This is a genomic window from Cohnella silvisoli, assembly GCF_021190915.1.
GTDB classification, from domain to species: Bacteria; Bacillota; Bacilli; order Paenibacillales; family Paenibacillaceae; genus Cohnella; species Cohnella silvisoli.
In genome coordinates this window covers 98,982-125,576 of the sequence record NZ_JAIOAP010000017.1, presented here as the reverse complement: position 1 = coordinate 125,576, position 26,595 = coordinate 98,982, and the positions used below count along the sequence as shown (strand labels likewise).

General features: G+C 45.5%; 31 protein-coding genes. 24 read left to right on the top strand and 7 right to left on the bottom strand.

The window, feature by feature from the left end; translation table 11 throughout:
- Positions 1–27 precede the first annotated feature (27 nt).
- Positions 28–1,431, top strand: coding sequence for an MFS transporter (locus K7P76_RS26435; RefSeq protein WP_232189072.1), 1,404 nt, complete (start codon positions 28–30; stop codon positions 1,429–1,431).
- A gap of 70 nt (positions 1,432–1,501) precedes the next feature.
- Here K7P76_RS26435 and K7P76_RS26430 read toward each other — a convergent pair whose 3' ends face one another.
- Both K7P76_RS26430 and K7P76_RS26425 read right to left on the bottom strand, forming a co-directional pair.
- A complete protein-coding gene (locus K7P76_RS26430; protein ID WP_232189071.1) occupies positions 1,502–1,948 on the bottom strand; it encodes a hypothetical protein in 447 nt (148 codons plus the stop codon).
- Between the two features lie 391 nt (positions 1,949–2,339).
- The gene (locus tag K7P76_RS26425) at positions 2,340–2,546 is read right to left on the bottom strand and encodes a DUF1657 domain-containing protein (protein WP_232189070.1); all 207 of its coding nucleotides are present in this window, start codon (positions 2,544–2,546) and stop codon (positions 2,340–2,342) included.
- A 196-nt stretch (positions 2,547–2,742) separates the two neighbouring features.
- On the opposite strand from K7P76_RS26425, the gene K7P76_RS26420 reads away from it, so the two are divergent.
- The 5 genes from K7P76_RS26420 to K7P76_RS26400 are packed head-to-tail and all read left to right on the top strand — an operon-like array spanning position 2,743 to position 6,014.
- Positions 2,743–3,603 (top strand): DUF421 domain-containing protein, encoded by an 861-nt coding sequence (locus tag K7P76_RS26420; RefSeq protein WP_232189069.1) that lies wholly within the window; start codon positions 2,743–2,745, stop codon positions 3,601–3,603.
- A 12-nt stretch (positions 3,604–3,615) separates the two neighbouring features.
- Positions 3,616–4,101 (top strand): stage V sporulation protein AC, encoded by a 486-nt coding sequence (spoVAC, locus tag K7P76_RS26415; RefSeq protein ID WP_232189068.1) that lies wholly within the window; start codon positions 3,616–3,618, stop codon positions 4,099–4,101.
- 2 nt (positions 4,102–4,103) lie between these two features.
- On the top strand, positions 4,104–5,120 hold the full coding sequence (gene spoVAD, locus K7P76_RS26410) for a stage V sporulation protein AD (protein ID WP_232189067.1): 1,017 nt from the start codon (positions 4,104–4,106) through the stop codon (positions 5,118–5,120).
- A complete protein-coding gene (gene spoVAE / locus K7P76_RS26405) occupies positions 5,117–5,467 on the top strand; it encodes a stage V sporulation protein AE (protein WP_232189066.1) in 351 nt (116 codons plus the stop codon). The genes spoVAD and spoVAE overlap by 4 nt, the downstream gene beginning before the upstream one ends.
- A 55-nt stretch (positions 5,468–5,522) precedes the next feature.
- Positions 5,523–6,014 carry a YhcN/YlaJ family sporulation lipoprotein gene (locus K7P76_RS26400; protein ID WP_232189065.1) on the top strand — a complete coding sequence of 164 codons (492 nt, stop codon included), beginning with the start codon at positions 5,523–5,525 and terminating at the stop codon, positions 6,012–6,014.
- Positions 6,015–6,072: 58 nt separating this feature from the next.
- Here K7P76_RS26400 and K7P76_RS26395 read toward each other — a convergent pair whose 3' ends face one another.
- On the bottom strand, positions 6,073–6,477 hold the full coding sequence (locus K7P76_RS26395) for a LysM peptidoglycan-binding domain-containing protein (RefSeq protein ID WP_232189064.1): 405 nt from the start codon (positions 6,475–6,477) through the stop codon (positions 6,073–6,075).
- Positions 6,478–6,621: 144 nt separating this feature from the next.
- On the opposite strand from K7P76_RS26395, the gene K7P76_RS26390 reads away from it, so the two are divergent.
- Complete coding sequence (locus tag K7P76_RS26390; protein ID WP_232189133.1) at positions 6,622–7,335, top strand: spermidine synthase; 714 nt, start codon at positions 6,622–6,624, stop codon at positions 7,333–7,335.
- 3 nt (positions 7,336–7,338) lie between these two features.
- On the opposite strand, the gene K7P76_RS26385 is transcribed toward K7P76_RS26390, so the two are convergent.
- Genes K7P76_RS26385 through K7P76_RS26375 form a run of 3 tightly spaced genes read right to left on the bottom strand, consistent with a single transcriptional unit; the run spans position 7,339 to position 10,695 of the window.
- Positions 7,339–8,418: a mannose-1-phosphate guanylyltransferase gene (locus K7P76_RS26385; RefSeq protein ID WP_232189063.1), complete on the bottom strand. Its 1,080-nt coding sequence runs from the start codon at positions 8,416–8,418 to the stop codon at positions 7,339–7,341.
- Positions 8,411–9,514, bottom strand: a complete 1,104-nt coding sequence (locus tag K7P76_RS26380; protein WP_232189062.1) for an AGE family epimerase/isomerase — start codon at positions 9,512–9,514, stop codon at positions 8,411–8,413. Before K7P76_RS26380 ends, K7P76_RS26385 begins: the two co-directional genes overlap by 8 nt.
- The gene (locus K7P76_RS26375; protein WP_232189061.1) at positions 9,514–10,695 is read right to left on the bottom strand and encodes a glycosyltransferase family 4 protein; all 1,182 of its coding nucleotides are present in this window, start codon (positions 10,693–10,695) and stop codon (positions 9,514–9,516) included. Before K7P76_RS26375 ends, K7P76_RS26380 begins: the two co-directional genes overlap by 1 nt.
- Positions 10,696–10,968: 273 nt before the next feature.
- Here K7P76_RS26375 and K7P76_RS26370 point away from each other — a divergent pair, with 273 nt between their 5' ends.
- The 11 genes from K7P76_RS26370 to K7P76_RS26320 all read left to right on the top strand — a co-directional run bounded on the left by K7P76_RS26370 (position 10,969) and on the right by K7P76_RS26320 (position 18,860).
- Positions 10,969–11,541 (top strand): 50S ribosomal protein L25, encoded by a 573-nt coding sequence (locus tag K7P76_RS26370; protein WP_232189060.1) that lies wholly within the window; start codon positions 10,969–10,971, stop codon positions 11,539–11,541.
- Positions 11,542–11,814: 273 nt separating this feature from the next.
- Positions 11,815–12,309 carry an NAD-dependent epimerase/dehydratase family protein gene (locus K7P76_RS26365; protein ID WP_232189059.1) on the top strand — a complete coding sequence of 165 codons (495 nt, stop codon included), beginning with the start codon at positions 11,815–11,817 and terminating at the stop codon, positions 12,307–12,309.
- Complete coding sequence (locus K7P76_RS26360; RefSeq protein WP_232189058.1) at positions 12,291–12,629, top strand: NAD-dependent epimerase/dehydratase family protein; 339 nt, start codon at positions 12,291–12,293, stop codon at positions 12,627–12,629. The genes K7P76_RS26365 and K7P76_RS26360 overlap by 19 nt, the downstream gene beginning before the upstream one ends.
- 40 nt (positions 12,630–12,669) lie before the next feature.
- Entirely contained in the window at positions 12,670–13,545 is an 876-nt protein-coding gene (locus K7P76_RS26355) for an NAD-dependent epimerase/dehydratase family protein (RefSeq protein WP_232189057.1), read from the top strand.
- Between the two features lie 68 nt (positions 13,546–13,613).
- Complete coding sequence (locus K7P76_RS26350; protein WP_232189056.1) at positions 13,614–13,901, top strand: DUF2277 domain-containing protein; 288 nt, start codon at positions 13,614–13,616, stop codon at positions 13,899–13,901.
- Positions 13,902–14,030: 129 nt separating this feature from the next.
- Positions 14,031–14,369 carry a DUF1801 domain-containing protein gene (locus tag K7P76_RS26345; RefSeq protein WP_232189055.1) on the top strand — a complete coding sequence of 113 codons (339 nt, stop codon included), beginning with the start codon at positions 14,031–14,033 and terminating at the stop codon, positions 14,367–14,369.
- Between the two features lie 45 nt (positions 14,370–14,414).
- A complete protein-coding gene (locus K7P76_RS26340) occupies positions 14,415–14,927 on the top strand; it encodes an SRPBCC family protein (RefSeq protein WP_232189132.1) in 513 nt (170 codons plus the stop codon).
- Positions 14,928–15,095: 168 nt separating this feature from the next.
- Positions 15,096–15,752, top strand: coding sequence for a response regulator transcription factor (locus K7P76_RS26335; RefSeq protein WP_232189054.1), 657 nt, complete (start codon positions 15,096–15,098; stop codon positions 15,750–15,752).
- 3 nt (positions 15,753–15,755) lie between these two features.
- Positions 15,756–17,195 (top strand): sensor histidine kinase, encoded by a 1,440-nt coding sequence (locus K7P76_RS26330; protein WP_232189053.1) that lies wholly within the window; start codon positions 15,756–15,758, stop codon positions 17,193–17,195.
- Positions 17,192–17,941, top strand: a complete 750-nt coding sequence (locus tag K7P76_RS26325; protein ID WP_232189052.1) for a hypothetical protein — start codon at positions 17,192–17,194, stop codon at positions 17,939–17,941. Before K7P76_RS26330 ends, K7P76_RS26325 begins: the two co-directional genes overlap by 4 nt.
- A gap of 178 nt (positions 17,942–18,119) precedes the next feature.
- Complete coding sequence (locus tag K7P76_RS26320) at positions 18,120–18,860, top strand: N-acetylmuramoyl-L-alanine amidase family protein (RefSeq protein ID WP_232189051.1); 741 nt, start codon at positions 18,120–18,122, stop codon at positions 18,858–18,860.
- Between the two features lie 64 nt (positions 18,861–18,924).
- On the opposite strand, the gene K7P76_RS26315 is transcribed toward K7P76_RS26320, so the two are convergent.
- Positions 18,925–20,307, bottom strand: coding sequence for an extracellular solute-binding protein (locus K7P76_RS26315; protein WP_232189050.1), 1,383 nt, complete (start codon positions 20,305–20,307; stop codon positions 18,925–18,927).
- A 187-nt stretch (positions 20,308–20,494) separates the two neighbouring features.
- On the opposite strand from K7P76_RS26315, the gene K7P76_RS26310 reads away from it, so the two are divergent.
- From K7P76_RS26310 to K7P76_RS26285, 6 genes are all read left to right on the top strand, one after another.
- Positions 20,495–21,739, top strand: coding sequence for an aspartate aminotransferase family protein (locus K7P76_RS26310; protein WP_232189049.1), 1,245 nt, complete (start codon positions 20,495–20,497; stop codon positions 21,737–21,739).
- Positions 21,736–22,506, top strand: a complete 771-nt coding sequence (locus K7P76_RS26305) for an amidohydrolase family protein (RefSeq protein ID WP_232189048.1) — start codon at positions 21,736–21,738, stop codon at positions 22,504–22,506. Before K7P76_RS26310 ends, K7P76_RS26305 begins: the two co-directional genes overlap by 4 nt.
- The gene (locus tag K7P76_RS26300; RefSeq protein ID WP_232189047.1) at positions 22,481–23,299 is read left to right on the top strand and encodes an amidohydrolase family protein; all 819 of its coding nucleotides are present in this window, start codon (positions 22,481–22,483) and stop codon (positions 23,297–23,299) included. The genes K7P76_RS26305 and K7P76_RS26300 overlap by 26 nt, the downstream gene beginning before the upstream one ends.
- A 103-nt stretch (positions 23,300–23,402) precedes the next feature.
- Positions 23,403–24,779, top strand: a complete 1,377-nt coding sequence (locus tag K7P76_RS26295) for an ABC transporter substrate-binding protein (RefSeq protein WP_232189046.1) — start codon at positions 23,403–23,405, stop codon at positions 24,777–24,779.
- An 83-nt stretch (positions 24,780–24,862) separates the two neighbouring features.
- Positions 24,863–25,732, top strand: a complete 870-nt coding sequence (locus K7P76_RS26290; protein ID WP_232189045.1) for a carbohydrate ABC transporter permease — start codon at positions 24,863–24,865, stop codon at positions 25,730–25,732.
- Between the two features lie 3 nt (positions 25,733–25,735).
- Positions 25,736–26,566, top strand: a complete 831-nt coding sequence (locus tag K7P76_RS26285; protein ID WP_232189044.1) for a carbohydrate ABC transporter permease — start codon at positions 25,736–25,738, stop codon at positions 26,564–26,566.
- The last annotated feature ends 29 nt before the right edge of the window (positions 26,567–26,595 follow it).

Sequence of the window (26,595 nt, the reverse complement as noted above, 5' to 3'; positions counted from 1 at the left end):
TGTTTTATAAGAAAGGAAGTTATAGAGATGAATATTGTGGAGAGTAATACCCAAACTGTGTCTGACAACTCCGAAATAAAGAAATGCGTGCCTTGGATTTATTTCGTCATCTTTTTTGCCGTATTAAACGAATCGGTATTTAACGTATCCATCCCTAGCATTGCCAAGCAGTTCGAACTGGATGCTTCCGGCGTAAGCTGGGTCGTTACGATCTTTTTTATCGTCTTTGGCATGGGAATGGTCATTTTCGGTAAACTTTCCGATATATATAGCATCAAAAAACTGATTACGATCGGAATTATCGTTTACGGCTTGGGTTCTATTCTGGGCTTTGTGATGCAATCTTGGTACCCCGCCGTCATTCTATCCAGGGCTATCCAAGGGGCGGGCGGATCCGCTATCCCGGCATTGATCTTCGTCATGGTAGCCCGATTCTTCACGGTGGAAGAACGGGGGAAAATGTTTGGCATCTTAACCTCGACCGTATCTTTCGCGATTGGAATCGGTCCGGTACTTGGCGGATATATCGCAGGATCGTTCCACTGGTCCTATTTGTTTCTAGTTCCGCTCCCCATTATTGTCGCTATTCCGTTTTTCAAAAGGTTTCTGCCGAATGAACAACGCAGATCGGGAAAATTGGATTATGTTGGCGCGGTGCTGCTTGGCATTGTAGTATCCATGTTGATTTTGTTTACGACAGAGACAAGCTGGACATATTTGTTAGTAGCTTTCGCGGCTCTTATTCTATTTATCGTTCAAATCCGCAGAGCGAAGGAACCTTTTGTCGATCCCTCGCTTTTCAGCAATCCATTATACAGGAGCGCACTCATCATCGGCTTTCTTATATTCGGTACCGTGATCTCCGTGATGTTCGTCATCCCGCTCATGTTAAATAAAATGTATGGTCTGAACACGGAGAATATCGGACTTATTATGTTTCCGGGTGCCATTAGCGCGGTTATATTCGGCAGAGTTGCCGGCAATTTGACGGTGAAACGAGGAAGCCATTACGTCGTTTACCTGGGGCTGGCCTTAATCGCGATTAGTCTTATGCTGCAATCTTCATCCATCGGGCTTTGGGTGTGGTATATCGGCGTTGCTCTAATCATGATGTATATCGGATTTTCATTCGTACAAACTGCATTAACGGAAACCGTAACGCAAATATTGCCTGTTCACCAAATCGGCGTCGGTATGGGTCTGTTTAATATGACTTCGACGATTTCCGGAGCGGTTGTGACGGCTCTAGTCGCCAAAGCGATGGAACAAAAGCTGTTCGCTTTCCAGTTGCATCCTTTCATTTCGGACCCGGATGCATACTTGTACGGCAATCTCATTCTGATATTAAGCTTAGTTGTCGTAGCGAGTGCGCTCTTATATTTCCTATCCTTCGGTAAAAAAGCCCCGCAGCCTGTCAGTGAACCGGCTTAACTAAAATGCAATCGCATAAAAACCATCGCTGCTATCGTGATGGTTTTTTATATCCTCATTTCAACGGCAATTACCTGGCGCGGTTGAACAACCTGCGGAGTAGTCGGAAAACGAAATAAAGGATTACGCCCCAGAAGATCAAACCAATAAACGAGAAACCTCCAGTCCCTCCGAACCCGAAAGGATTTAACAAGCTGCCGAGAAGGGTTCCTGCAAGAAATCCGCCGAAAATACCGCCAAATCGGTTAGTCGGCCCGGGCGCTCGATTGACAGGAGTGTTAGCACCCGGCCTTTGTCCTCTTCCATTGGTAACGCCCCCTCGAGTACCCCCTGTGTAGCCGCTTCTAGGCGATCGAAAGCTCCCTCTGCCAGAACGAAAAGCCTTAGACTGAATATTATTTCCATCTTCTACCGCAGGTGATGCGGTTGCAGTCGAGACGAGTCTCGCCGCAGGAACATCAGGCAAGGCAATTGAAAAAATAAAAAGCCCCAAAATGAATATAATCAATATTCGCATATCTTGTACCTCCAATCCATGCATCGGCAATCAAAGGTATCATTCGCAAATGTAAATCCTTTTATGTTGTTTGAATCGAAATCGTTAAACTAGCGAAACCTACGGATATTGCCACATATAATCCCTTAGTTTAGGAGTGGAGAAATTGTCCAAATTAGATACGTTGATCATTCAACCCAAACAGCCTCAAAGATGCAAAGGTTGTATTTGGGGAAGATGGGATGGACTTAAGCAATTTTGTTCTAAACAGTCTTGCATAAAGATAGATAAAATCTGATCAGTATGACGCGGAACGCTTTATCAAGCGCCATCAAGGATAATATCTACTATATTAACTGCAAAAGACGTTCCGAAATTCGGAACGTCTTTTGCAATAGAAGAACTATACGTATTAGAAACCTTTATATTGAGGTTCTTCGTTTTCTAATTGTTGTACGCGGGTTTCCAATTGCTGCAATATTTGATCGGTTTGGCTGGCCGCATTCGTAAAAAGGGTTTTTGCTTCTTGATTTTGAGTTTCCAAAGCAAATTGCTCAAGACTTGCTTGAGCGCTTTTTAACGAAGCTACACATGTTTTTACTTGCGATGCTACTGTCACGATATCACCTCCTCCAATGATCTTCCTATTTACAACGACGTTATTATCGAACTGGCAACCGTTTATTATGAGCGCACTGAACCCATTCTTTATTCCAAGATTGGATAAATGTTCCTTGCGCTGCGTTTCATAATATTGGCGAATTCGACAAACAATTTATAACGTAACAGCCAAGATGATTAGAGGAGGATCTTGCGTGCCCGAATGGTATGAAATTTCTTATCGAACCTTTATTGCGGTTGGCGCATTATTCATTTTTACGAAGGTTTTAGGGAAAAGACAAGTATCGCAGATGTCTATGTTTGAATACATCACGGGAATTGCGATCGGTAACATTATCGGCTACATTTCTTTGGATACGGACAGGAAATGGTACATCGGTTTGGTTGCCGTATTCGTTTGGGCACTTGTTTCGTTGGGAATGGCATTCATGCAAATAAAAAGTAAAAAAGCAAGGGATTTCATTGACAGCAAAGGAAGAATCTTAATTAAAGACGGGAAAGTTCTGGAAGATAATTTAAAAAAAGAAAGACTCACTTCCGATGAGCTGATGGAGCAATTGAGGAAAAAAAATGCATTTAAATTGGCTGACGTAGAATTTGCGATCATGGAGCCAAGCGGAGACATTAACGTGTTGTTAACTCGGGAAAATCAACCGCTAACCCCTAAACACCTCGGAATCAAAGTCGCACCCGAGCAAGAGCCGCAAATGGTTATCATGGACGGAAAAATTATGGACGAACCGCTCGCCACTATCGGGTTAAGCCGAGAATGGCTGAATACGGAATTAGAAAAATTGGGTGCGGCAATCGAAAATGTCTATCTTGGACAAGTCGATTCGTACGGTCAATTAAGCGTGGATTTATTTGACGACGAAATCAAAGTGCCATTGCCTCAGAAGAAGGCGGCGTTATTCGCGACTTTAAAGCAGTGCGAAGCCGATCTTATGTTGTTCGGGCTAACCACGAAAAATAAAAAAGCAATAGAGATGTACGAACGATGCGCGAATCAAATGAGTGAAATCGTTGCGGATTTGAAACCCGTACTTCATCGATGAAGGAGAGTTCTTGTGGCGAATAACAAGAAAAAGAACTTAACACCCGTTCAACAGGAGTACCAAGAATTCGCTAACAAAAGAGAACCGGCAAGGCCTGTGTTCAAGAATTGCATTCGCGCGTTTATTTCCGGCGGTACGATTTGTCTATTTGGACAAGCGATACAGGAAATGTTTGTACATTGGGGCGGATTTGACGAGAAAAAGGCGGCTAATCCTACGATTGCCGTATTGATTCTGCTCTCCGTCATTTTAACCAGTTTGGGCGTATACGATAAAATCAGTCAATGGGCAGGTGCCGGTTCTGCCGTTCCCGTGACAGGGTTTGCCAATTCAATGGCTTCATCGGCTATCGAACACCGCAGCGAGGGACTTGTTCTGGGCGTTGGCGGGAAAATGTTCGAGATTGCCGGTCCAGTCATTGTTTTCGGAACGGTTGCCGCATTTATTGTCGGCGTTGTTCATCTCCTGTTCAATCCTAATGCAGTAGGAGGGCACTAATCATGCTCATAGGACACCAAAGCTGGAAATTTGAAAATCGTCCGATCATACAAGCTGCCGCTACCGTTGTCGGTCCGTTCGAAGGGCAAGGCCCGCTGGCGAACGATTATGACATTATCCACGGGGATTTAATGTTAGGCCAGGAAAGCTGGGAAAAAGCGGAGAAGGTATTATTGGAGGAAGCCGCTAAGCTTGCTATCGAGAATGCGGGATTGACCAAAGAACAGGTTAATTTCTTTGTTGGCGGTGATCTGATGAATCAAATCATTAGCAGCAGCTTTGCCGCGCGAACATTAGCCATTCCCTATCTCGGAGTGTTCGGGGCCTGCTCTACCTCCATGGAAAGTCTGGCGATCGCGGCAATGATCGTAAATTCCCGTTCCGCCAAGTATGTACTGGCTAGTGCTTGCAGCCATAACGCTTCCGTAGAGAAACAATTCCGATATCCTACGGAATACGGTTCGCAAAAACCGCCTACGGCGCAATTTACGGTAACGGGCGCCGGCGCTTCCGTTATTTCTCATGAAGGCAAAGGATTGGCGGTGACCGCAGCTACGATCGGCAGGGTTGTCGATATGGGACTAACGGATCCGTTTAATATGGGTGCGGCTATGGCCCCTGCTGCCGTCGATACGATCGAAGCTCACTTCCGCGACTTGCATATCGAACCGGATTACTACGACTTGATTGTTACCGGAGATCTATCTAAGGTCGGGTACGAAATTGCCTGCGATCTGTTTGAAAAGCATAAGTTTCCGATCAAGCAAACCGAATATAAAGACTGCGGCATGATGGTTTACGATTATGAAAAACAGACGGTGCAAGCAGGCGCAAGCGGGTGCGGATGCTCCGCCGTCGTTACTTATGGACATCTGTTGAAACGAATGCGCAGAGGGGAATTGAACCGGATTCTTGTCGTGGCGACCGGTGCTTTATTATCGCCCCTTTCCTTCCAGCAAGGCGAAAGCATTCCCTGTATCGCTCATGCCGTATGCATTGAGAGCGGAGGTAAAAGATGATTTTTTTATGGGCTTTTATTATCGGAGGAGCGATTTGCATATTCGGACAAATCTGTTTCGATGTGTTCAAGCTGACTCCGGCTCATACGATGACGCTTCTGGTGGTGTTAGGTGCCCTATTGGACGGTGTCGGCCTTTATGATCCGTTTATCAAATTCGCGGGCGCCGGGGCATCTGTTCCTATTACCAGCTTTGGCAATGCGCTCGTCCATGGAGCCTTAGAAGAATTAAAAAAAGATGGATGGATTGGAGTCATCACGGGGATCTTTAAGGTAACGAGCGCGGGAATTTCAGCCGCGATTATTTTCTCGTTTCTTGCAGCTTTGGTCGTAAAGCCGAAGGGTTAAATCATTCAAAAATCGAGAAACTAATGACAAACCCATTGCGAGGAGTGACAGGAAATTGAAAAAAATAATTATTTTTACGGTAACAACCTTATGTATATTAGTTGCGGGATGTACGAACAATCAAAGTTATCAAGGCAATCAAATGAGGCAACAAACCATCCATAATCCTGGAACTCTAAGTCAACAACAGATTACAAATCCGCGAGAAACCGTTGATCATCGGATTCGGGTGGCCGATAAAGCCGCTGCAAAAATAACGCAGATAAAGGGAGTCCGGCAAGCCAACGTATTGGTGACTAAACGAAATGCATACGTAGCAGCGATGTTAGTAAATAATCAACAACTTTCACATGAAATAGAAAATCGGATTGCACAGCAAGTTAGAGCGGTTGATCCGAATGTCCAGAACGTTTATGTTTCAACAAATCCGGATTTTATCAGTCGCGTCAATGGCTATGTAAATAAAGTTCGGGAAGGAAAACCCGTTTCCGGTTTTTTTGAAGAATTCAGCGAAATGATTCAACGGATATTCCCTACCCCTAAATAGTTTCCTCGGGAACCAATCGCCCTGCATGCTGTCAAATCAGTATGCAGGGCGATTTTTCTTATGCCCGCTGTCCCTGGTACATCGGCTGATTTTGCTGCGCGGAAACCGGCATCTCCGTATACGTTTTTTGGCAAACCATATTAGAAATACGAGGTACGTATACGATATCTCCGGCATTCAATTGATTCGGGTTGGCAATGTGCGGGTTGGCCTCCTCCAGAATGGAGTGAGGGATGTTATACCTGTGGCCTACCGCTGCTAACGTGTCGCCATGTTGAGCTTGGTGCTGCGCGAATAACATGTCATCCGATTTACCGTCTCTGAAGAAGGGAAAGAAGAACGGGGAAAAGAAGAAAAATGGGAACAAAAACCGGTTAGGGAAAAAGGGATGGCGAAACGGACGAAAGAAGGGACGGCCAAACCCTCCACCAAAACCGCCGCCGGGAAAAAATCCACGATCCATAACATAACCTCCGCTTAAAAATAGTCATTTGTCTATACAGAGTATTGTGTTAGGCTCAAATGGTTACAAATCAATTTAAAATGGGCTAAGGAGATCGATGATTTGCATCAACTAGCTAAGGAGCTCAGCTTGTTTAATGAGATTATGGTTTACGATGCTGCCCAGTTATATGGGGAGATGGGGAAATATCGTTGCATGCAGTTTGCAGATGATGCGATACAAGGTGCAATAGACTTGAAGGATCCGAAGCGCATCGTGCTTAAATATCAGAGAGCCATTATACATTTAATGGAGTTCAACGATCCGTCGTTCGATAACGTGTTTGTCATTGGCCACGGGATTGGGACGATCGCCAACCATTACCCGGATAAGCGATTTACAGTAGCGGAAATCGACGAGAGAGTAGTGGAGTTAAGCAAGCGTTTCTTTGGGTACCGCAAGGATAATGTCGTTGTAGGCGATGGGCGCGAGATCCTTAGGAAGGAACAATCTAAAGCATTTCATTATATAATCTTGGATGCTTTCACGAATAGGGGAACTCCGCTTCATTTAACATCACTCGAGTTTTTCGAAATGACTTTGGACAAGCTCGACTCAAGGGGAGCTATAATCATGAATCTAATGGGAAAACCAAAGAATGACAGACTAATCAACGCCATTCATACGACGCTTAGAGAAACGTATGCTTACATAATGGCTTTTTCTTTGCCGGCGACGGATGAGATTGACATCCGGAATATTATTGTGATGGGCAGCAACAAGACGATCGATTTCCAGGCCCGGGATATGGCAGGCTTCTATGAGATTGAACTTGAGCAAGGACATCTCATTATGGACAGCGATCCAAGGACTGAATGAACGTCATATATATTCCCGCATTCCGCTTTTTTTCAGCAGGACAACGATATCTTTCACGTCTTGGGCTCTATCCTTCGAGCAGATTAATAGTGCGTCTTTCGTATCCGCTATGATTAAGCCGTCAATGCCTATCGTGGTAACGAGTCTTTCTTCCCCATATATGATGGAGTTCTTTGTCTGGATACCTACATGCTTCGCTTTAACAATATTGCCGAATTCATCCGGAGGAATGATTGCGCCAAGAGCATCCCAACTTCCGATGTCATTCCATCCGAAATCTCCGGGGATGACGACCACTTCATCACTGCGCTCCAAGATTCCGTAGTCGATAGAAGTACTTTGAAGATTAGGGTAGATTTCACGAATGATATCTTTCTGATGATCACGATCGCTATCATCGACGAGGGGCAGCATCGCTTTATAAAGTCTAGGGAGATAACGTTTGAAATTATCGATAATAACCGATGTTTTCCATATGAAGATTCCGCTGTTCCATAAATAATTTCCCGAAGACAAATATTCTTGCGCAACATTGAAGCTCGGCTTCTCAACGAATTCAACTACTTCATAAACGTTGCAAGGCTTGGTCATATACGTGCCGCCTGAGTGGGAGATGTAGCCATAGCCGGTTGAAGGAAAGGTCGGTTTGATGCCGATCGTTACGATCTTATCCGTTTCTTCAGCGACGGAGCATGCCTCGGTTAACGTCTTCTTATACTTGGTCTCATCCGTAATATGATGGTCGGAAGGAGATACAACCATTAAGGAATCACCGAATTTCTGGTTAATGAATAAGGCCGCGTAGAGGATGCTTGCCGCTGTATTGCGCGCTAGGGGCTCAACCAGAATGTTGCTTGCGGGTACGCTAATGTGCATAATGCTTTCCAACTGTACGGCTTGCGATGAATTGGTTACGACTATCGTATTTTCCAGCGGAATTACACCGTTAAACCTGCCTATTGTGTCATTGAGCATAATATCGTTACCGCTTATGTTTAATAATTGCTTGGGCATTTCTTGCCGGGATAAAGGCCAGAACCTTGTACCGCCGCCACCTGCTAAGATCGTCACGAACTTATGCATGGTGGATCACCGTATGTGCGATGCAATAGGAGATGATGTTCTCCGAGCCTTGATTAAGGTTCAATCCGTCGGCATGTATACCGTCATAGCAACCGCCAGTCTGCGGATCGATCATGGATTGTTTGCTCGAATTGCGGCCATGAAACCAGTCCAAGCAAAGGCTAGCCTTATTAAAGTAGGAGGGACTTCCTAGAATTTCATAAGCTTCATGAAAAGCAAGAAGCATTTCGCAAGCCTCAATCGGCTGTTCGTCATGCAATGCCGCCTCTTCGCCACGGACAAGCCAGCCGTTGCTGCCGATGGGTTTGAAATAACCATCCGATGTGAAGGTTAGCGATGCAAGGAAATCAAGGCTCGACTTGGCCGTATAACGCAAATCCTTTCTGCCGCTTATTCGTGATGCTTTGAACAGAGCCCAAGGCAGCATGGCGTTACCGTAAGTGATGCTGTCCTCAAACCAATGCCAATCCGATCTATCGTAGTGGTCATACTGCAATTGAAGACGATCTGCCATTTCCTCGACTATTTCTCGTATTCGTTTGTGCGGCAGGAACTTGAAAGCTTCTTCGCTTTTTTCTATATAAGGATAAGGAAAGGCATAGGATAGGGAGTCTTTTGTTTCGAGCAAATAACTAAGTCCTATAATTGCATAGGCCATTGCTCTTGGAGAGCGCAACTCAGCGACGCGAGGAAGCGCTTGATTGATCATATACCTGCAGCTATTAAGGAGGTTATCGGGAACGGCAGGCTCCGAAAGCGCGAATCCGAGTGCCCATACGCATCGACCTAAACAATCTTCCGAGCCAATGTTTTCAATGAAATTGCGGTTATAATCCATGAAGTTCCGAAAGCTTCCATCCTCATTCTGGGCATGATGGACAAAGGATAAATAGGTAGTTATTAGATCAATCCAACCCTCATCTTCGCTATTTCCGTGCAGCATGACAGCGGCAATCAATGCCCGTGCATTATCATCGGTCGTGTAGCCTTTGCTGCGATCGGGTATTCCGAATTTGGTATGTTGGAAAATACCGGTGTCGTCGGTTAATCTACGCAGATATTCTGATTGCAATGGCTTTATTTTAAGTTTCTCCATTAAATCACACTCCCCTGAATCTCAAATTGGGATTTGACTGATTCCCTAATGAGCGCGGCATATTGTTTGGCAATTTTGTTCCACATCATCGTGCGTCCGAGATCAAGAGTCTTTTGTTCCATGCGCTTCTTCTTGTCAGGATGATCCATGATGTCCAGAATACTCGTCTCCAAAGACTTCGGATCGCGGAAGTTGGCGAGCAGCCCTCGGCCATCCGCTAACATTTCCGTTGCATAACGATAGGGGGTAGAGATGATAACTCTTCCATAACCTATTCCGTAGGCAAGCGTACCGCTAACCGCTTGTTCCTTGCCAAGATATGGAGTCAAATAGATGTCTGATAGAACGAGAGATTGAACAACTTCTTCTTGCGTTAACAGCTTATCGACAAATACTACGTTATTTTCTAATTCTAGCCGGGAGACTAGATCAACTAACTTCTGACGGTATATTTCACCGATTTCCTGTTTCACCACAGGATGTGTCTTGCCCCAAACGATATACAAAGCGTCGGGATGACTGGCTTTAACTCCACTCATGGCCTCGATGGCATATTCGATACCTTTACCCGGGCTTAAGAAGCCGAATGTGGAAACAATCTGACGATCGGCATACCCATAGCGAGCTTTAAGCCGTTCCCTGGATTCGGTATCGACTCTTGGAACTCCATGATGGATCATGCTGATTTTATTTGTCGCAATTCCATAAATCGTATGAAGATCCGTAACCGTGCTTTGTGCCATGGTAATGGAGCGACAGCTTAATTCGCCAAGACGCGCGACAATCTGAAATTGCTTAGGAGTCGGAGCTGTTAAAACCGTGTGGAAGACGACGATAAAAGGAATGGTCAACCTCTCTGCAAGATCAAGCAGATAATCTCCGCTTTCGCCGCCATATATCCCGAATTCGTGTTGGATGACAAGGAGATCAACATTGGAACGATTTAATTCCAAAGCAATCCTAATGTATTCCCATCTGTGATTCTGATTGAAGTTCATCATCACTTTTTTGCCATAGGCATAAGTTGAATTGTTGTTAACGGCGATGACGCGAGGCGGAGTGAAGTCGCTTATCAGTTCTAGTTCATTAATCAAGTCCTGAGTAAAAGTAGCTAGACCGCATTCCCGGGGGAGAAAGGTTCCCAGAAAGGCCACATTCTTCTTGTTTAATTTTTCAACCATCCAATAACCTCCTAAAATAATAAAAAATTCCATATCAAAACAATAAAAAAAAGAAATAAAGAGTGACTTTATTTCTGGCGTGGAAGCGGATATTCAGCTGATTAGAAAATGGTTGATTTACAAAATGTGATATGATATTATAATTAATTTGGTCGAATGTGATTTCGTCTTTAAACAATAGCATCCGATTCAAAATCTGTCAATTGTGGTGATCGTTGTACATTCATGAATAACAGTGTTAAGCTTATGTGAATTCATGAGGGGGCTAAAGCAATGAGTAATGCAATCCAATTAACGGATCGTTCTAATCTTCCCTCTTCGCACGTGAAACAACTGAGAAAGCAAGGTTTCATTCCTGCCGTCGTATATGGAGTTGGGCTTACAAGTATCCCGGTTGAAGTAAACGGTAAACAACTGTTCGCTGCCCTGAAGAAAAATCCTAAAGCTATCTTACAAGCTACAATCGCGGAGCGTGGTCAACACCCTGTTCTTGTTCAAGCGATTCAGAAGGATATGTTAACTGGAAAATGGACTCACGTTGATTTTCACCAGATCAATATGAACGAAAGCATTGATACGAAAGCGACGATCCATTTTTCCGGAGACCCTATTGGAATCGTAGAAGGGGGTATCCTTCAAATCGAGGTTCACGAAGTGGAAATCCGTTGCATGCCGGATAAGTTGTTTGCGGCATTCGAAGTCGATATTAGCAAGCTCGGTATCGGTGACCAATTGCTAGTTTCCGATCTATCGCTTCATGACGGAGTTGAAATTTTAACGGATGCTTCAATCATGCTAGTTAAAATCCTCAACCCGCAGGCAGCAGAAGTTAAGCCAACGATTTAAATGAAGAATTAGATTTTAGAATGAATACATTAGCCCTCTAGATCATTTTCTGATCTGGAGGGTTTTAATTATACTTACTCCAATAATCCTAATTTTTCATGGAATTTACCATTGCAGACGCCATCGAAATAACCGGCGCTTCTGCTCCCTTATGACCTTTGACTCTGGTTACCTATAGGTTACTTACTTGCTATCTATTCAGTACTTATAAAACTTTATTGCTTTTATTATAATGTCGGTGAGTGGGGTAATTGAATTATGGAGGTGTAAAAGGTGAAAGTACTCATCACAGGCGCTTCTGGAAGCGTTGGTTCGGGATCTGCTGAAAGACTGGCTTCGAAATATGATTTAAGTTTATCCGATGTAGGTGAAATGGACACTTCGGCACCTTACTTTCGGGCGGACATACGTGTAGATGGGGCGTTAGATTTAGCTGCGGCAGGAGCGGACGTGATCGTTCATACCCCGGCTTACCATGGAATCCATATGGGGACATTCTCGGAAAAAGAGTTTTATGATCTGAATGTCACCGGAAAGTTTAACATGTTTCAATCAGCGCTGCGAAACAAGGTTAGGCGTGTCGTCTGGTTGTCGAGCATGTCGGTTTATGGAAACGATTTCTATGCGTACACGAAAAAAATAGGTGAGCAATTATGCCAATATTACCATGATAAACACGGGTTGGAAGTAATCATGCTGCGACCGAGCGATTTTACTCCTTACAAGGATTTCCGGCATTATGGAGAGAGTTGCTGCATGGCGGCGTAGATCGCCGTGATGTCCTTGAAGCTGTTGAGTTGGCCGTAAACTGCAAGCAAACTTTCGGTGCTTATCATATTGTTCGAGAGGATTTATTATCCGACAACGATAGACGCGCTTATCCAGACTCCTCGATAGAAGTTCTGGATAAAGTCTACCCAGGAGCGAAAGAAATCATTGAAAATTATCGTTTATCCCTGCCTGATAAATGGGAAGCGCCAGATTTATCTAAAGAGAAAGCAGAACTCGGATATTATCCCAAATATAATTTTGGTACGTTCATTAAGGAATGCACAAATGAAGGATTGATTCGTGATGCATTATCGTAAACTTAGAATACTAATTTGAATTCAAGGTGAGGGATCTTTCATGAAAGTACTTGTAACCGGCGCTTCCGGGAATGGCGGACAAGCCGTCTCCCGGGCGCTTCTAAATGCAGGGTTTACTGTTCGTATGGCAGACGTGTTTCCTTCTTCAGCGGCAGATTTGAAAGCAGTTGAATTTGTACGTTGCGACACCCGTACTCCTGCAGACGTACGCCGCGCCGTAGATGGAGTTGACGCTGTCATTCACCTTGCCGCTTGGCATTGTGCTCATAATCCTCCAGTCAGTGACGACACGATTTTTGCTGTCAACGTTGACGGTACGTTTCATGTCTTGGAAGCCTGCAGGGAAGAGGGAATCAAATCGATCGTATACGCTTCATCCATGGCTTATGGCTGGGGGTCCGTTTACGGCGTTACGAAAGTTATTGGCGAAGAGCTGTGCCGGGCATATTACGAAATGACAAATGCGTCAATCGCCATGCTTCGCTATCATGAGTTTATTCCGCGGCCATACTTGGAATTTGGCGAACGCTTGCTGCGTAATGGAGTAGACCGGAGGGATATCGCATCTGCAACTGTGGCATCTATAAAAGCGGCATTAGAGCAGCGAATTGGCCTTTTCCGCACGATTATTCATACAAAGCACGGAATGCCTGAAGAGGTGATTCGTGGTTTTCGTAATCTCGGACCGGCTTGGTGCGAAGAACATGTACCCGGATCGCGCAAGCTTCTTGAAAAGTATAATCTATCCCTTCCTGAACAAGTCGAACAGCATGACCTCTCGGAAGCGGCTCTCCTACTTGGCTGGAAACCTGAGGTTGGGTTCCTTGACTTCCTTCGCGACCTAAAGATGCGCGATGAACGTGGAATCGACGTAACCAAGATGTGGGTTCCTTCCGAGTTGCCGTCTGTTGAATAATCGTTAATGTATGGGTACAATCGAGATAAATGGATTGCAATACTAGCGATAAGCCAAAGGAGAAAGCTATGTGCCGAAACATCAAGACACTATTTAACTTTGACCCTCCTGTTACCGATGATGAAATCCAAGCAGCCTCACTGCAATTCGTTAGAAAGCTCTCGGGCTTTAATCAGCCATCGAAGGCGAACGAGGCGGCATTTAATCGTGCCGTCATGGAGGTAGCCGTGGTGGCCCGGAATCTGATGGAATCGCTCGTAACCAATACTGCGCCTCGCAATCGAGAGGTCGAAGTCGAACGTGCTCGCGCAAGATCTGCAAAAAGGTTCGGAAGTCCTGTTAGACGGGACTCATGATCGATGAAATCGGTGACGTTTTTTCTAAACATCCCTTTACAGGAATATTCCTAATGTGGTATATATAAATCATGGGTGCGACAACTAATGAAAGCATCAAACTCAAATCAGAAAGGAGAAAGAGAACACATGAATCAGGAAGTAACCGCATTTATCGAAAACATCAATGTACCTTGGCAGGTCGAGGTTAGCAATCGACTCCGTCAAATGATCCATCAAGCCATACCGGACGTCGAAGAACGTATTCAATACAAAAAGCCGCATTTTCTGAAAAACGGGAAATACGCCGCGGTAATCACGCCTTCAAAGGACGTGATCAACTTTATGATCTTTAACGTTGCCGATCTTGAGTTACCGAAAGGTTTCGAAGGTCCTCCCGAAAGAAAGTGGATCAAAATTCGCGATGGGCAATCGACGGACTACGAAATGTTGGCCAAGCTTCTCATTCAGGCATCCAGTTCACTCTGAACAAACTTCCTGATACATAGGTTTGTCAAATGAGGAGGATACATGATGGTCGATAACTATGCAACCAACAATGAATTGGTAATTACACGGGTGTTCAACGCCCCTCGTGAGCTTGTGTTCAAAGCTTGGACGGAGCCGGAGCGTCTGCAACAGTGGTGGGGACCAAAAGGCTTCACTTTGGAGGTCTACAAATTGGATCTCCGTCCAGGCGGCATCTTCCTTGGCAGTCAGCGTTCCCCTGAGGGACACGTCATGTGGGGCAAGTTTGTTTATAAGGAAATCGTAGCGCCGGAGAAACTCGTATTCATCAATTCATTTTCCGATGAGGAAGGCAACACTATCCGGGCTCCTTTCAGCGCTACTTGGCCTTTGGAGATCATCAATCATTTAACGTTAACAGAGAATGATGGAAAAACTACGCTTACATTTCGAGGCGGACCGATAAACGCAACGGAAGAGGAACTCAAAACCTTCGAAGGAATGCGGCCTATGGTACAGCAAGGATTCGGCGGAACCTTTGATCAACTCGACGAGTTCTTGGCGAAAAGTCAACAATAACAAGGCGTTGCAACTAAAAAAACATCGCGGCCACCGCGATGTTTTTTAGTTTTGGTGACATAACCGGCGGTGGCACGAATCGTATCTTTAATTTCTAAAGGGAGGATTGTTCAATGATTTCGCGAAATAATGAAACAGCCAACATTACGAGTCAGGAGTTTTCTAAGGATGACAAAAAAGATTTTGATCGTTGAAGATGATATTCACATATCCAAAATCATAAAAATGAATCTCAATATCGTGAACTACGCGACAACCGAGGTATACGACGGTTTGGCGGCATTGGAAGCGGTGAAGCGGGAGAAGTTCGATCTCATTTTGCTGGACGTCATGATTCCGCTGCTGGACGGGTTTGCCTTGATGGAGAAAATCCAGCCCTACCGAATTCCGGTCATTTTCTTGACGGCAAAAAACTCGGTTTACGACAAAGTCAACGGACTGAAACTAGGTGCCGACGACTATATGGTCAAGCCCTTCGAAGCGATTGAGTTGCTGGCCCGAATCGAAACCGTATTGCGAAGATATGGCAAAGAAGAGCGCGTGATGGAATTTCACAACATTCAAGTAGACTTGGACAAACGAGAAGCGACCATTCAGGGGAAGCCGGTCGAACTGACGCCGAAGGAATACGATTTGCTTGTCGCGCTGATGAAGAATAAGAACATCGCTCTCTCCAGAGAGCAGTTTATCGATAAAGTATGGGGCGGCGACTATTACGGCGAAACGAGAACGGTCGATATGCATATCAAATCGCTGCGCAAGAAGCTTCAGCTGCAGGACCATATCAAGACCATTTATAAAATCGGTTACCGGTTGGAGGATTGACCGATGAAATTTTGGCAAAAAATTTATTTATTCTCTTTCCTGGTGTTTGTCCTCATCTTTAATGCAGCTTCGATTATGGTCATCGAGCGGAGCCATAACAAAATGCTGGGGCAGGAAATCAACAGCGCGTTAAGCCAGAACATGAGCATTCATTCCAGCGTAGATGCGATTGTTCCGATCCTTCGTATTTATGATTCTATCGATTACGAGAAAACGGTATTAACGAACATCGCCAATGAATTTGTTAATAAGAATGACGACCAGCGTATTTATTTGGAAATCATGAACGAGAAGGACCGGACGATCTTCAGCAATGCCGATTTCAAGCTGCCTGTGCATCGCGAGGAATTGGACAAGCTGTCCGATGACGAAATTCATTATATATTGCGGGATGTCGACCAGCGTACGATACTATTCACTTCGAACATTACGGATATTAATCATAAAAGATACGTGTTCACTTACATGAAAGACGTTACTCCCCTATACCAGGATCGCGTAGATCAGTACCGTTTTTTCGTTAAAGTGGACATTGCTGCCTGTTTCCTCTATATGCTAATCATGTTTTTCGTGAGCAGAGGACTGACGAAGCCGATCGATCGACTCAACCGAACGGCTCAAGTGATTGCCCAGGGCGGATTTTCGGAACGCGTTAGGCTGAAATCTAAAGATGAAATAGGCGTTCTGGCACGCAATTTTAATGATATGGCTTCGGTTGTCGAGGATAAAATCAATGACCTGGAGCGGCATAATCAAGAGAAGCAAAGGTTCATCAATAATTTTACCCATGAATTAAAAACGCCTTTGACGTCGATTATCGGATATGCTAATTTTCTGAGGACGACCAAATACAACGAAGAGTTGTTCTTAGACGGGGTGAATGTCATTTATTCGGAGGGCAAGCGATTGGAGTCGCTCTCGTCGAAGCTAATGGATTTGATTTTGCTTCAAGAGGACCATTTTCAGATGGAGGAGTATGATCTGAGAGCTATCATAGCCGAGATTGAGCCTGCGCTAAAAATGATGACCAAGAAGAAGCAAGTAGCGATTGTCACTGATCTTGAAGAGGGCAGGCTGCAATTGGAAAAGGATTTAATTAAAATTCTGATCTTCAATCTCGTAGACAATGCGCTTAAAGCTTCTGTCGAACAACAAAGCATAACTCTCCGTACCTACTGGCGCGATGGTCGTTACATCCTTGAAGTTATCGACCAAGGAATCGGCATTGCCGAAGAGCATCGGGACAAAATTTTTGAACCGTTCTACATGGCGGACAAAGCTAGAACGAGAAACAGCAATGGAGCGGGTTTAGGCCTCTCGATATGTCAAAGCGTGGCGAGCATGCACCAGGCCGTCATCGAAGTATCGAGCAAAGAAGATCAGGGTACGACGTTTAGAGTAATTTTCGCTCAGGTCATTCCGAAAGGCGGGATGAATCAATGAACAGACTGATTGCGATTATCGTATGCGCGGCATTCATGATCCTGACGACGGGGTGCGGGGCATTGTTCAACGCCATCGAAAAAGACACCGTCATGGTAAAAAAAATAACCAAAGAGCACGAAAGCAATGAAGTGAAATACGAAGGCGTACTATCTCAGGATACCGTGAAAACGCTCAGCCTGAATGCGGTCAACAAGTATTACGACGAGAAGCTGACTATGGACGAAGTCCAATTCGAGTTGATGGCGGTTGATCAGAAGAAACTTAAAGATCTGCTGGTCAAGGTGGAATACGGCATTAATTCGCGACAGAAGCAGAATCTGGGGTTCAAGGTGGATTCTCAGACAGAACCGAATAAAATCCCTAGCGGTCTATTCTATATGACCTTGACCCAATCGGCCGATCCCAATGAAGTCTATGATATCGTCTTGAATGCCAGAGATGGCGATGTGCTGAAAATTTCCAAAGTAATTCTGAAGAATGGCAGCCTTGGTAAGGAACCGAAGGTGGTTATGGATGACATAATCGGGATTGCCAATCGGTTTATTCAGGAAAAGGGAAGTTATGCTTTGTCCGATCTGGTTCTAAACGAGAAAGCCATCCGTTGGGGCATTTTTACGGAAATGTACTATATGAGCAAGGATAACCAATCGTTAAACTATAGTGTTTTGGTTGATCTGAGAACGAAGCAAGTCGTTGGATTCAACAAAGACGTGATGGCCATGCTCAATTATATAGGGGCGTAAGCCGACCGACGGAAACCAATGCCAGCTGCCGCCGCAGCTGGTATTTTTGTGCCGTTCTGCGTGTTGAATTCGACAATTTACAACTTCAATACAAGTCTATCTCACTTATCATATATTCTCGTATTACAATGGTAGAATACCGCCGCAAGAAATCCGAGAGATAAGGAAGCGAGACAGCATGAAGAGGATAAGCAGAAAACAGCCTCAAAGCAGGCAAGCGACATTCATGATCATTGTCATTGTTTTGATGGGATTGGTCTGGTCGATATACGAGCTTTCGTCATCACAGATTTCGGCGAATCGAATCAAGCCTTCGGAGGATCCGACAGTTTCGCAGAACAAGAATACGGCAACGCCGCAAGAAGGATTACAACGCTACAAAATCGTGATCGATGCGGGGCATGGAGGCAAGGATCCCGGAGCGGAAGGTGCCAGCGGTAATCGTGAACAAGTATACACGCTCTCGCTGTCTGAGAAGGTTTACGATTTGCTCCAGCAGGATCCAATGTTCGAGGCGCACATGACACGTACGGATAACGCCTTTGTCGAGCTGGAGGATCGTGCCCAAATCGCCAACGATCTCAATGCGGACGCGTTTGTGTCCATTCATGGGAACACATACAAGGATCCCGAAGTATCGGGAACCGAAACGTATTATTATGCCGACGCAAGTTTTGAGTTCGCACGCAAGGTGCACGAGCAACTGGCGGAAGCTACCGGATTCAAGGACCGCGGCGTGAAGAAGGAAGGTTGGAAAGTATTAACGAGCAGCAATAATCTCGCAATATTGCTAGAGGTAGGGTTCCTCACGAACCTTAACGACGAAACGAATATGCTCAGCGATACGCACCAGAATCGAACGGCCGAAGCTATTGTGAACGGGATCAGAAAGTATTTCACGGATAGAGATGGTCGCTAAATAAATCATCGCCCTGCAAGTTGCCGATTTGGCAGCCTGCAGGGCGATTTTTCGGTAGTACGGCTTAATTTTCTTCTTCTAGATTCATGATATTCTCAAATTTCTTGGAAAGTAGAGAAGAAGACTCTAATCCAAGCCAAAACAAATGCATTTCAGACATGAATTCCTCAATCATCGTTTCGGTAAAAAGCTCATGTAAAAAGTAGTTGTTATCGAGAAGATTCCTTTCAATATTAAGACTATGCAGCTTTTTGTTGTCGCTGACGGCAGTATTTACACCTTCAAATACGGAAAGAAAAGGTTTATTTATACAAAAATCTTTCTGTACGTCAGGATCAAGCGCGGTTTGCACGAAAGCAAGAGCGAGATCCGCATGAATGCTGCTGGATGGAATCATCAGAGCATTCGCTTGAAGCAACGTGGCTTGATGATCCCCGAACGGAAGAGATGCAAACCGCGGTTCGAACGGAATATCTTCCTCCTTCCAAGATGCCATCTCGAACGTGGTTGTTAGAGTCATCGCAGACATTTCCCTAATAAACGGATTTCCTTTTCTGGATAAGTCAAGGTAAGTGGTCGCCACTCGTTGACGAAAGAGTAGCTTCTGGAGCATAGACAGCGATTGGTGAACGATTTCGCTCGTATTGCGTTTCGTCTTCGGGGTAAGCCCATTTTGCAGCAAAAATACAGGCCAGCGATAGATGGTCGGATGCATGGAAAAACCGAATTGTTCAATCACATCATCCGATTCAATGGTCAGTTTGCCTGCTGCATGAACAAAATCCTCATAGTTCCAGTCCGGGCTTGGTTCGCTAATATTCGCCTTCTCGAACAGTTTGGCATTATAGGCAAGGAACACGGGCGTAAAAGTAATGGGTACCGCAATAATTTCATGATCTAACAGAAAGGGGTGAATAAGCTTTGGATAAATGCCTTGCAGTTCCTCGGACAGCTCCGCTTTTAGATTTTGAAACGCCGCCGCGTTTTTCATCTCGCTATAATGCACATCCGAAATGAGCACAAGATCCGGATTGATCCCCATTTCGCCGCTCAAACGCAAAGACTCCGCATACCGATCGGAAGGCAGGTGCAGGAGTCTTACCTCTACATCAGGATAACGTTGCTGAAAAGCTTTTAAGATAATAGGCAAACCTTCATCGGCAAAGGTAGCCGGCGATGGCGCCAATATATGCAGAACCTTCTGGTCAGGCTCGGGTATTTCCAATTCCAGAGATACCATTGTACCGAGTCCGACGCGTTTCACGACGAAACCGTCTTTTTGAAGCTCTTCCAATGCTTTGCGGACGGAATTGCGGCTGAGTTTATAATGCTTGCATAATTCATGTTCCGGCAATAGGAAATGACCGGGTTTCAATGCGCCGGTGAGAATTTGTTCTTTTAACGTATTGTATAGCTTCATGTATAAAAATTCGTTTTCGCGCTGCATAAATTTCCCTTCTAGCGTGAATATGGTAGTTACGCTGACATGATTTTAAAGATAAAGATTGACAAGATCGGAGAGATCATTTTATTATCACGGTATAGGTACGGTACAGGTACTGATTTGTACTCCCATTATACACCATTTTATCATTCTCGAAAAGTGGGCTTGTCATGATTTAGGAGGGAAGCATTTGAGAAGCGAACAAACACGCGCTTGGACGAAAAGAATGGAACAATACATTCCATGGGGCTCGAGCACATGTTCAAAAGCGCCTGTCTTTGCACCCGAAGAGCCGGGTGTCATCGTTAAAGGGAAGGGCTGCAGGGTATGGGATGCCGATGGCAACGAGTATATCGATTATCGTAACGGTTTAGGTCCTATTACATTAGGCTATCAATTTCCGCAAGTGGACGAAGCGATTCGCGAACAACTTCTTCAAGGGATTGTATTCGGACATCCTCATCCGCTCGAAGGCGAAGTCGCGGAAATGCTGTGTCAACTCATCCCGTGCGCGGATCAAGCACGATTTTTGAAAACCGGCGGGGAAGCGCTTGCAGCAACGATTCGATTAGCGCGCGCCTACACGAAACGGGAGCACGTCATACAAATTGGTTACAACGGATGGTTGAACAGCTTGTCCGTTGAGGGTCATTCTCTTCCAGGCCAATCGCAAGCTTCGCTGCAAGGCGTTCCGGCCGCGATCAGCGCTCTGCACCATGCGGTGAAATGGAACGATCTGGAGAGTGTCGAGTCGTTATTCAAACGATTCCCGGATCAAATTGCAGCCATCGTCGTAGCAGCCGACTACGCCGACATGTCCGCCGGCAAACACTTTTATCCTCAATTGCGTTCGATCGCAACCCGAAACGGCAGCGTGTTGATTTTTGATGAAATCGTAACGGGCTTTCGCATAGCAATCGGCGGTATTCAGCAATATTTCGATGTTAAGCCCGATTTGGCCGTATTTGGTAAAGGGATTGCGAACGGAATGCCGCTTTCGGCTTATGTAGGCAAAAAGGAAATCATGGCGATTGGCGATAAAGGCGGCGGCGCGATTATTTCCTCCACTTTTGGCGGTGAAACGCTCTCGCTGGCGGCAGCCAAGGCCTGCATACAAACGTATGTGCAGCAAAACGTTGTCGATCATTTATGGTCAGGCGGCGCAAATCTATGGGGACGGATCAATCATTTGTTTAAGCTATACGACATCGATATAAGGGTTGAGGGTTTTGCGCCATGTCCCGCATTTGTCGTTTTGCCCGGAGCGGAGCCGCGATTGAAAGAGCTTATATTCAGGTCGGCATTTCGACACGGAGTTTCCTTATACAACACCTCTTATATCAACTTCAGCCATCAGGAGACGGATCTCGATGAAACGGTCGAACGGCTGGAAAAGGCTTGTCAATGGGTTAAAAGAGAGAGGAATTTGAGATGATAGACGCACACATTCACTTATACGGTTCCGACCTTCATCCGGAGACTTTGTCGGAAGGCAGCAGATTGGGCATTACTTTGTTCGTGGGAAGCTCCTTGCTGAATTATACGCCGCAACCTACTTACGAGGAAACGATTCAAGCCAACGATGACATGGCGAAAGCGATTCGTAACCATCCCGGACAAGTGGAAGGTTATTGTTACGTAAATCCAAGGCACGGTCACAAATCTTTAATGGACTTTCGGAGGAGAGTGGAGGAGCAAGGCTTCATCGGGCTGAAACTCTGGATTGCTACGTTATGCAACGATCCGTTGGTTTTTCCTTATGTGGAGCAAGCGATCCAATATAAAGCTCCGATTCTCGTTCATGCTTGGAAAAAGACGATCAGCCAGTTCCCCTATGAGTCTACCGCGCACCATGTTGCGGACTTGGCAGCCAGGTATCCGGAAGCGAGAATCATCATGGCCCATCTGGGCGGACAGATGGAATCCGCTATTAACATCATCGAGCCTTACGAAAATGTGTACGCAGACACTTCGGGCACACCGATCGGAGGTTCCGAAGTGGGTTATGCGGTAAAACGCCTGGGAGCAAAGAGGATTATTTTCGGTTCGGATTTGCCTTTTGCCTGTATGGCGAGCAATTTGGGAAAAATTGTAGGCGCAAATTTGTCAGAAACCGATTTCAGGCTTGTCACATATGAGAACATGAAATTTCTGATCGATGAGGTGAAACAAAATCGTGGACTTGTTAAAACCGTTTATTGATGAACATGCCATTGATGTAACCGCGTTCATCGGGAGTTGGCCGAATCGTCTGCAAGCCAGCGCCGAGCAAAAGGATTTGTCTCGAATGGCCGACAGGTATCAACTTAAGGGGGTATGTATTAGTCACATTGCATCGGTGTTTGGATATGATACCCGTTCAGGCAATGAAGCCTTATTCAAGGCTTGTTCTCAAGATAATCGATTGTGGCCATTTGCGATTATTAATCCGACTGATGAAGGGTGGCTGCAGGAATTACAATGGGCGATTGATTCGGGAGTTAGGGGAATTCGACTCATTCCTGGCTATCATCAATACAAATTGGATCATCCTGCGGTTAACCGATTGATCGAAATCATCGAACCGTATCGTCTGCCGCTGCATGTCTGTGCCAGATTGCAGGACGAGCGTCTTCAACACCATCGGTTTTATACGGAAGCTGTTCCTGTACATTCGCTGGCCTCTATGATTTCAGCGGCAGGGGACAACCCCTTGATCATCAGTGGAGTCAATAGCAACGAAAAGGATGAAATTTCACGTTACTTGCATGCCGACCAAAGTATCGACCATGTATTATACGATCTCTGGCATGTAAACGGTCCGTTGGCGGTTATTTCTCAACTTTGCCAGAAAGGACAGGCTTCGCAATATGCCTTCGGTTCATGCACTCCGATTCAAACGGCAGAAGCAACGATATTGCAACTATCCGCGGCAAACATCAGCGAGTCAGATCGACGATTGTTATGCTGCGGCAATGCAGAACGATTGCTCTCCATGGTAAGGATGTCCGGATAAGACAAAGATCGGGTTTACATTTTACTATACTAAGGAGGTGAGAAGAGTACAGCAAGGGTTGTTTGGAATCATTTCGATAACTATGCGAAAGGGGTAAACAAGCATGCGTAAATTGGGAATGTTCATGTTAGCTCTAGTAATTGGCAGTGTCGTAATCATGGCAGGATGCTCGAAAAAGGAAAACGTACAGGAAAGCTCCCCTGCCTCCACGGCAACTGGCACAACGGCTCCATCTGCATCCGCTTCCGACAAGGAAATACCGATTAAATTGTGGATTTATCCGATGATCATGGGGAAAAATGGCGAGGGAACCGGTAATCCCGACGATTTTGCCAAGGAGTACGCGCGGCAATTTAAAGAACAACATCCGAATGCCAATGTTTCAGTTGAAATATTGGATTGGGCAGGGGGAACGGAGAAGTTGGATGTGGCAGTCGCTGCCGGTTCTCCGCCAGATCTGGTGTATACGATCAATAATTTCGGAGCGGTCACGAAATACGGTAAGATGGGCGCGCTGGAACCGATTGACGATTATTTGAAACCCGAGGATTGGGATGATTACTCCGATTCCGTTAAAGGCGCAATGAAATATGGAGACAAAAATTATTTGTGGCCTTGGTTAAAGCTTGTATCCGGAGTCGCCATCAATTTGGACCTTTTCAAGGAAAAGAACGCCGTGGACTTGCTGCCTCTGAATCGTCCTCTGCGTGACTGGACTTATGATGAGTATTTGAAAGCAGCGCAAGCGACCACCTTCAGCAGGAGCGGCGGCTCCAAGCCGGACGTATTCGGCACCTCGATTTGGGGGAAAGACGGACCTTTCTTTATGTACCTGTATGGCGTAGGCAATGGCGGCAACCTTGTCAATGATTCTTTTGACAAATCGACGATCACGGATCCCAAATTCAAAGAAGGGATTCAATTCATGGCCGACCTAGCCATTAAGTACAAAGTGGCTTCTCCTGGATCCGCAGGACTCAGCGTTACGAATGCCAGCGAAATGTTCTTGAATCAGCAGGTTGCTATGTATCCTGGCGGTACTGATATTTTGGATTCCGTCGCTAAGTCGCCAAAACCGTTCGAAGTTGCCTTCGTAGCCCCTCCGCACGGCAAGGATCAACCGACGGCGGCATGGAACAACGTAGGCGGGTTTATCGTATTCAAACAAAAAGACGAGGAAAAGAAAAAAATGGTTATGGAATTTGCTCGCTTCATTACGGATACCGAGCACTCCAAAATCGTGAAAGCAACCGGTTCTTTCCCGGCTAGAAACTCTAGCGGCAATCTTTACGGGGACGATGCCAACATGGCTTATTTCAACGAACTATCCAAATACGGCAATTCCCAATTTTCACGTGCTTTCGGTCTCGTGGCCGTTTCCGATTGGGAGAAACAGCTTCAAGCGATCTTGACGGGTATAAGTACGGTAGATGACAGCTTAAACCGTTTGGATAAATTACTAACCGACAAGCTGAAGTAACCGGCAGGCGACAATCAGGCAGTTGACGGATATTGCACAGTCAACTGCCTGAATGGTTACCGTTGCACTCAGGAGGTGTTACGATGAAGAGCTTTCGAATATATCTTCCCGCGTATTTGTTTTTGTTGCCTGCTTTATCGCTGTTTATTCTCTTTATGTTCGTGCCGATTCTAAGCGGATTGAAGTTAAGCTTCCAGAGATGGAGTTTTGACGGCGCTAAATGGGTTGGTTTCAGCAATTATGCGAAGATTTTCCATGATTCCGTGTTCTGGGATAGCCTTCGGACGACCGTAGTTTATACCGTATTTACCGTGTTCTTCGGCATCGTAATTTCATTGATCATCGCTTTTCTCATGGATCCGATCGCCGGTAAGCTGCAATCGTTCTTTAAAGCGGCCTACTACTTGCCGAGCGTTGCTCCAATCGTCATCATATCCGTCCTATGGGGCTGGCTGTACAATCCGTCCTTTGGTTTGCTTAATTACTTGCTCGAGCAGATAGGACTAGAGCCTGTACTGTGGTTAGGTGACCCCAATATCGCGCTTTATTCGATTATTATGATGACGCTGGCCGTGTCGCAAGGGCCGTCAATCCTCATATTGGTCGCAGCGTTAGGCGGAATACCCAAGGATTATCAGGAAGCCGCAACAATCGATGGGGCGAACGGGCTGCAGGAAACATTTCACATCAAGCTGCCCTTATTAAAACCCGCTTTATTATATTTGGCGATCGTAAATACGGTAGGCTCCTTTCAAGTATTTGCTCCGATCTATATGATGACGGGCGGCGGTCCGAACGGCTCAACCACGACGATCGGCTTTCTGATTTACGAGAACGGATTCAAAAAATTCGATTTCGGCGTGGCCTCCGCACAGGCAGTCATTCTGCTGATCCTGGTTATGATTATCGCCGTAATTCAATTCAAATATTTGTCCAATGATGTTGAGTATTAGGAGGTGTTCTCAATACGTATCGCCAAAATTTATGCCTTTACCAGCACAGCGTTATTAACGATCATTGGCTGCTGCATGCTGCTCCCTTTTTATTGGATGGTTATCAATTCGTTAAAGCCTGCCACTTCGGTCATCCGGATGCCTCCCGATTTATCGTTCTATCATCTTACATGGGAAAATTACGAGAAGCTGTTCGCGGACAGCATCGTCTCGCTGTGGACGTTTAACAGCTTTCTTATCGCGATCTGCGGAATGTTCGGCAACGTGATCATTTGCTCGATGGCTGGATATGCCTTTGCCAAAAAGAACTTTCCAGGTAAGCGAATGCTGTTCTGGTTCGTCATGAGCATCATGATGACGTCCACGCAGGTCATTATGATCCCCTTATTTATGTTGATACGGGATATGGGCTTGTTGAATAGCTACTGGGGACTTATTTTGCCGGTACTGGTGTCGCCGTTCGCGGTGTTTATGACGAAACAATTTATGCAATCGATACCGAACGAACTCATTGCCGCCGCCCAAATAGACGGGTCTTCCGAATGGTTCATTTACTGGAAAATCATCCTGCCGCTCAGCAAGCCTGTGCTGGCCATCGTGGCCATATTCAGCTTCATTACGCAGTGGAACGATTTTCTATGGCCATTGTTGGCAACCGAATCCCGCGAGATGCGCACGCTGCAGGTTGGCGTTTCTTCCATGCAGCTTCAGAACGTAAATTACGGACTTGTGTTGGCAGGTTCGGTCTGGACGATGATACCGGTTGTTCTTTTGTTCGTCAGTTTTCAGCGTTTCTTTGTGCGGGGCATTACGATCGGTGCCGTTAAAGGTTAGTCAGTCGGGATATCGTCACGTTCGGTATT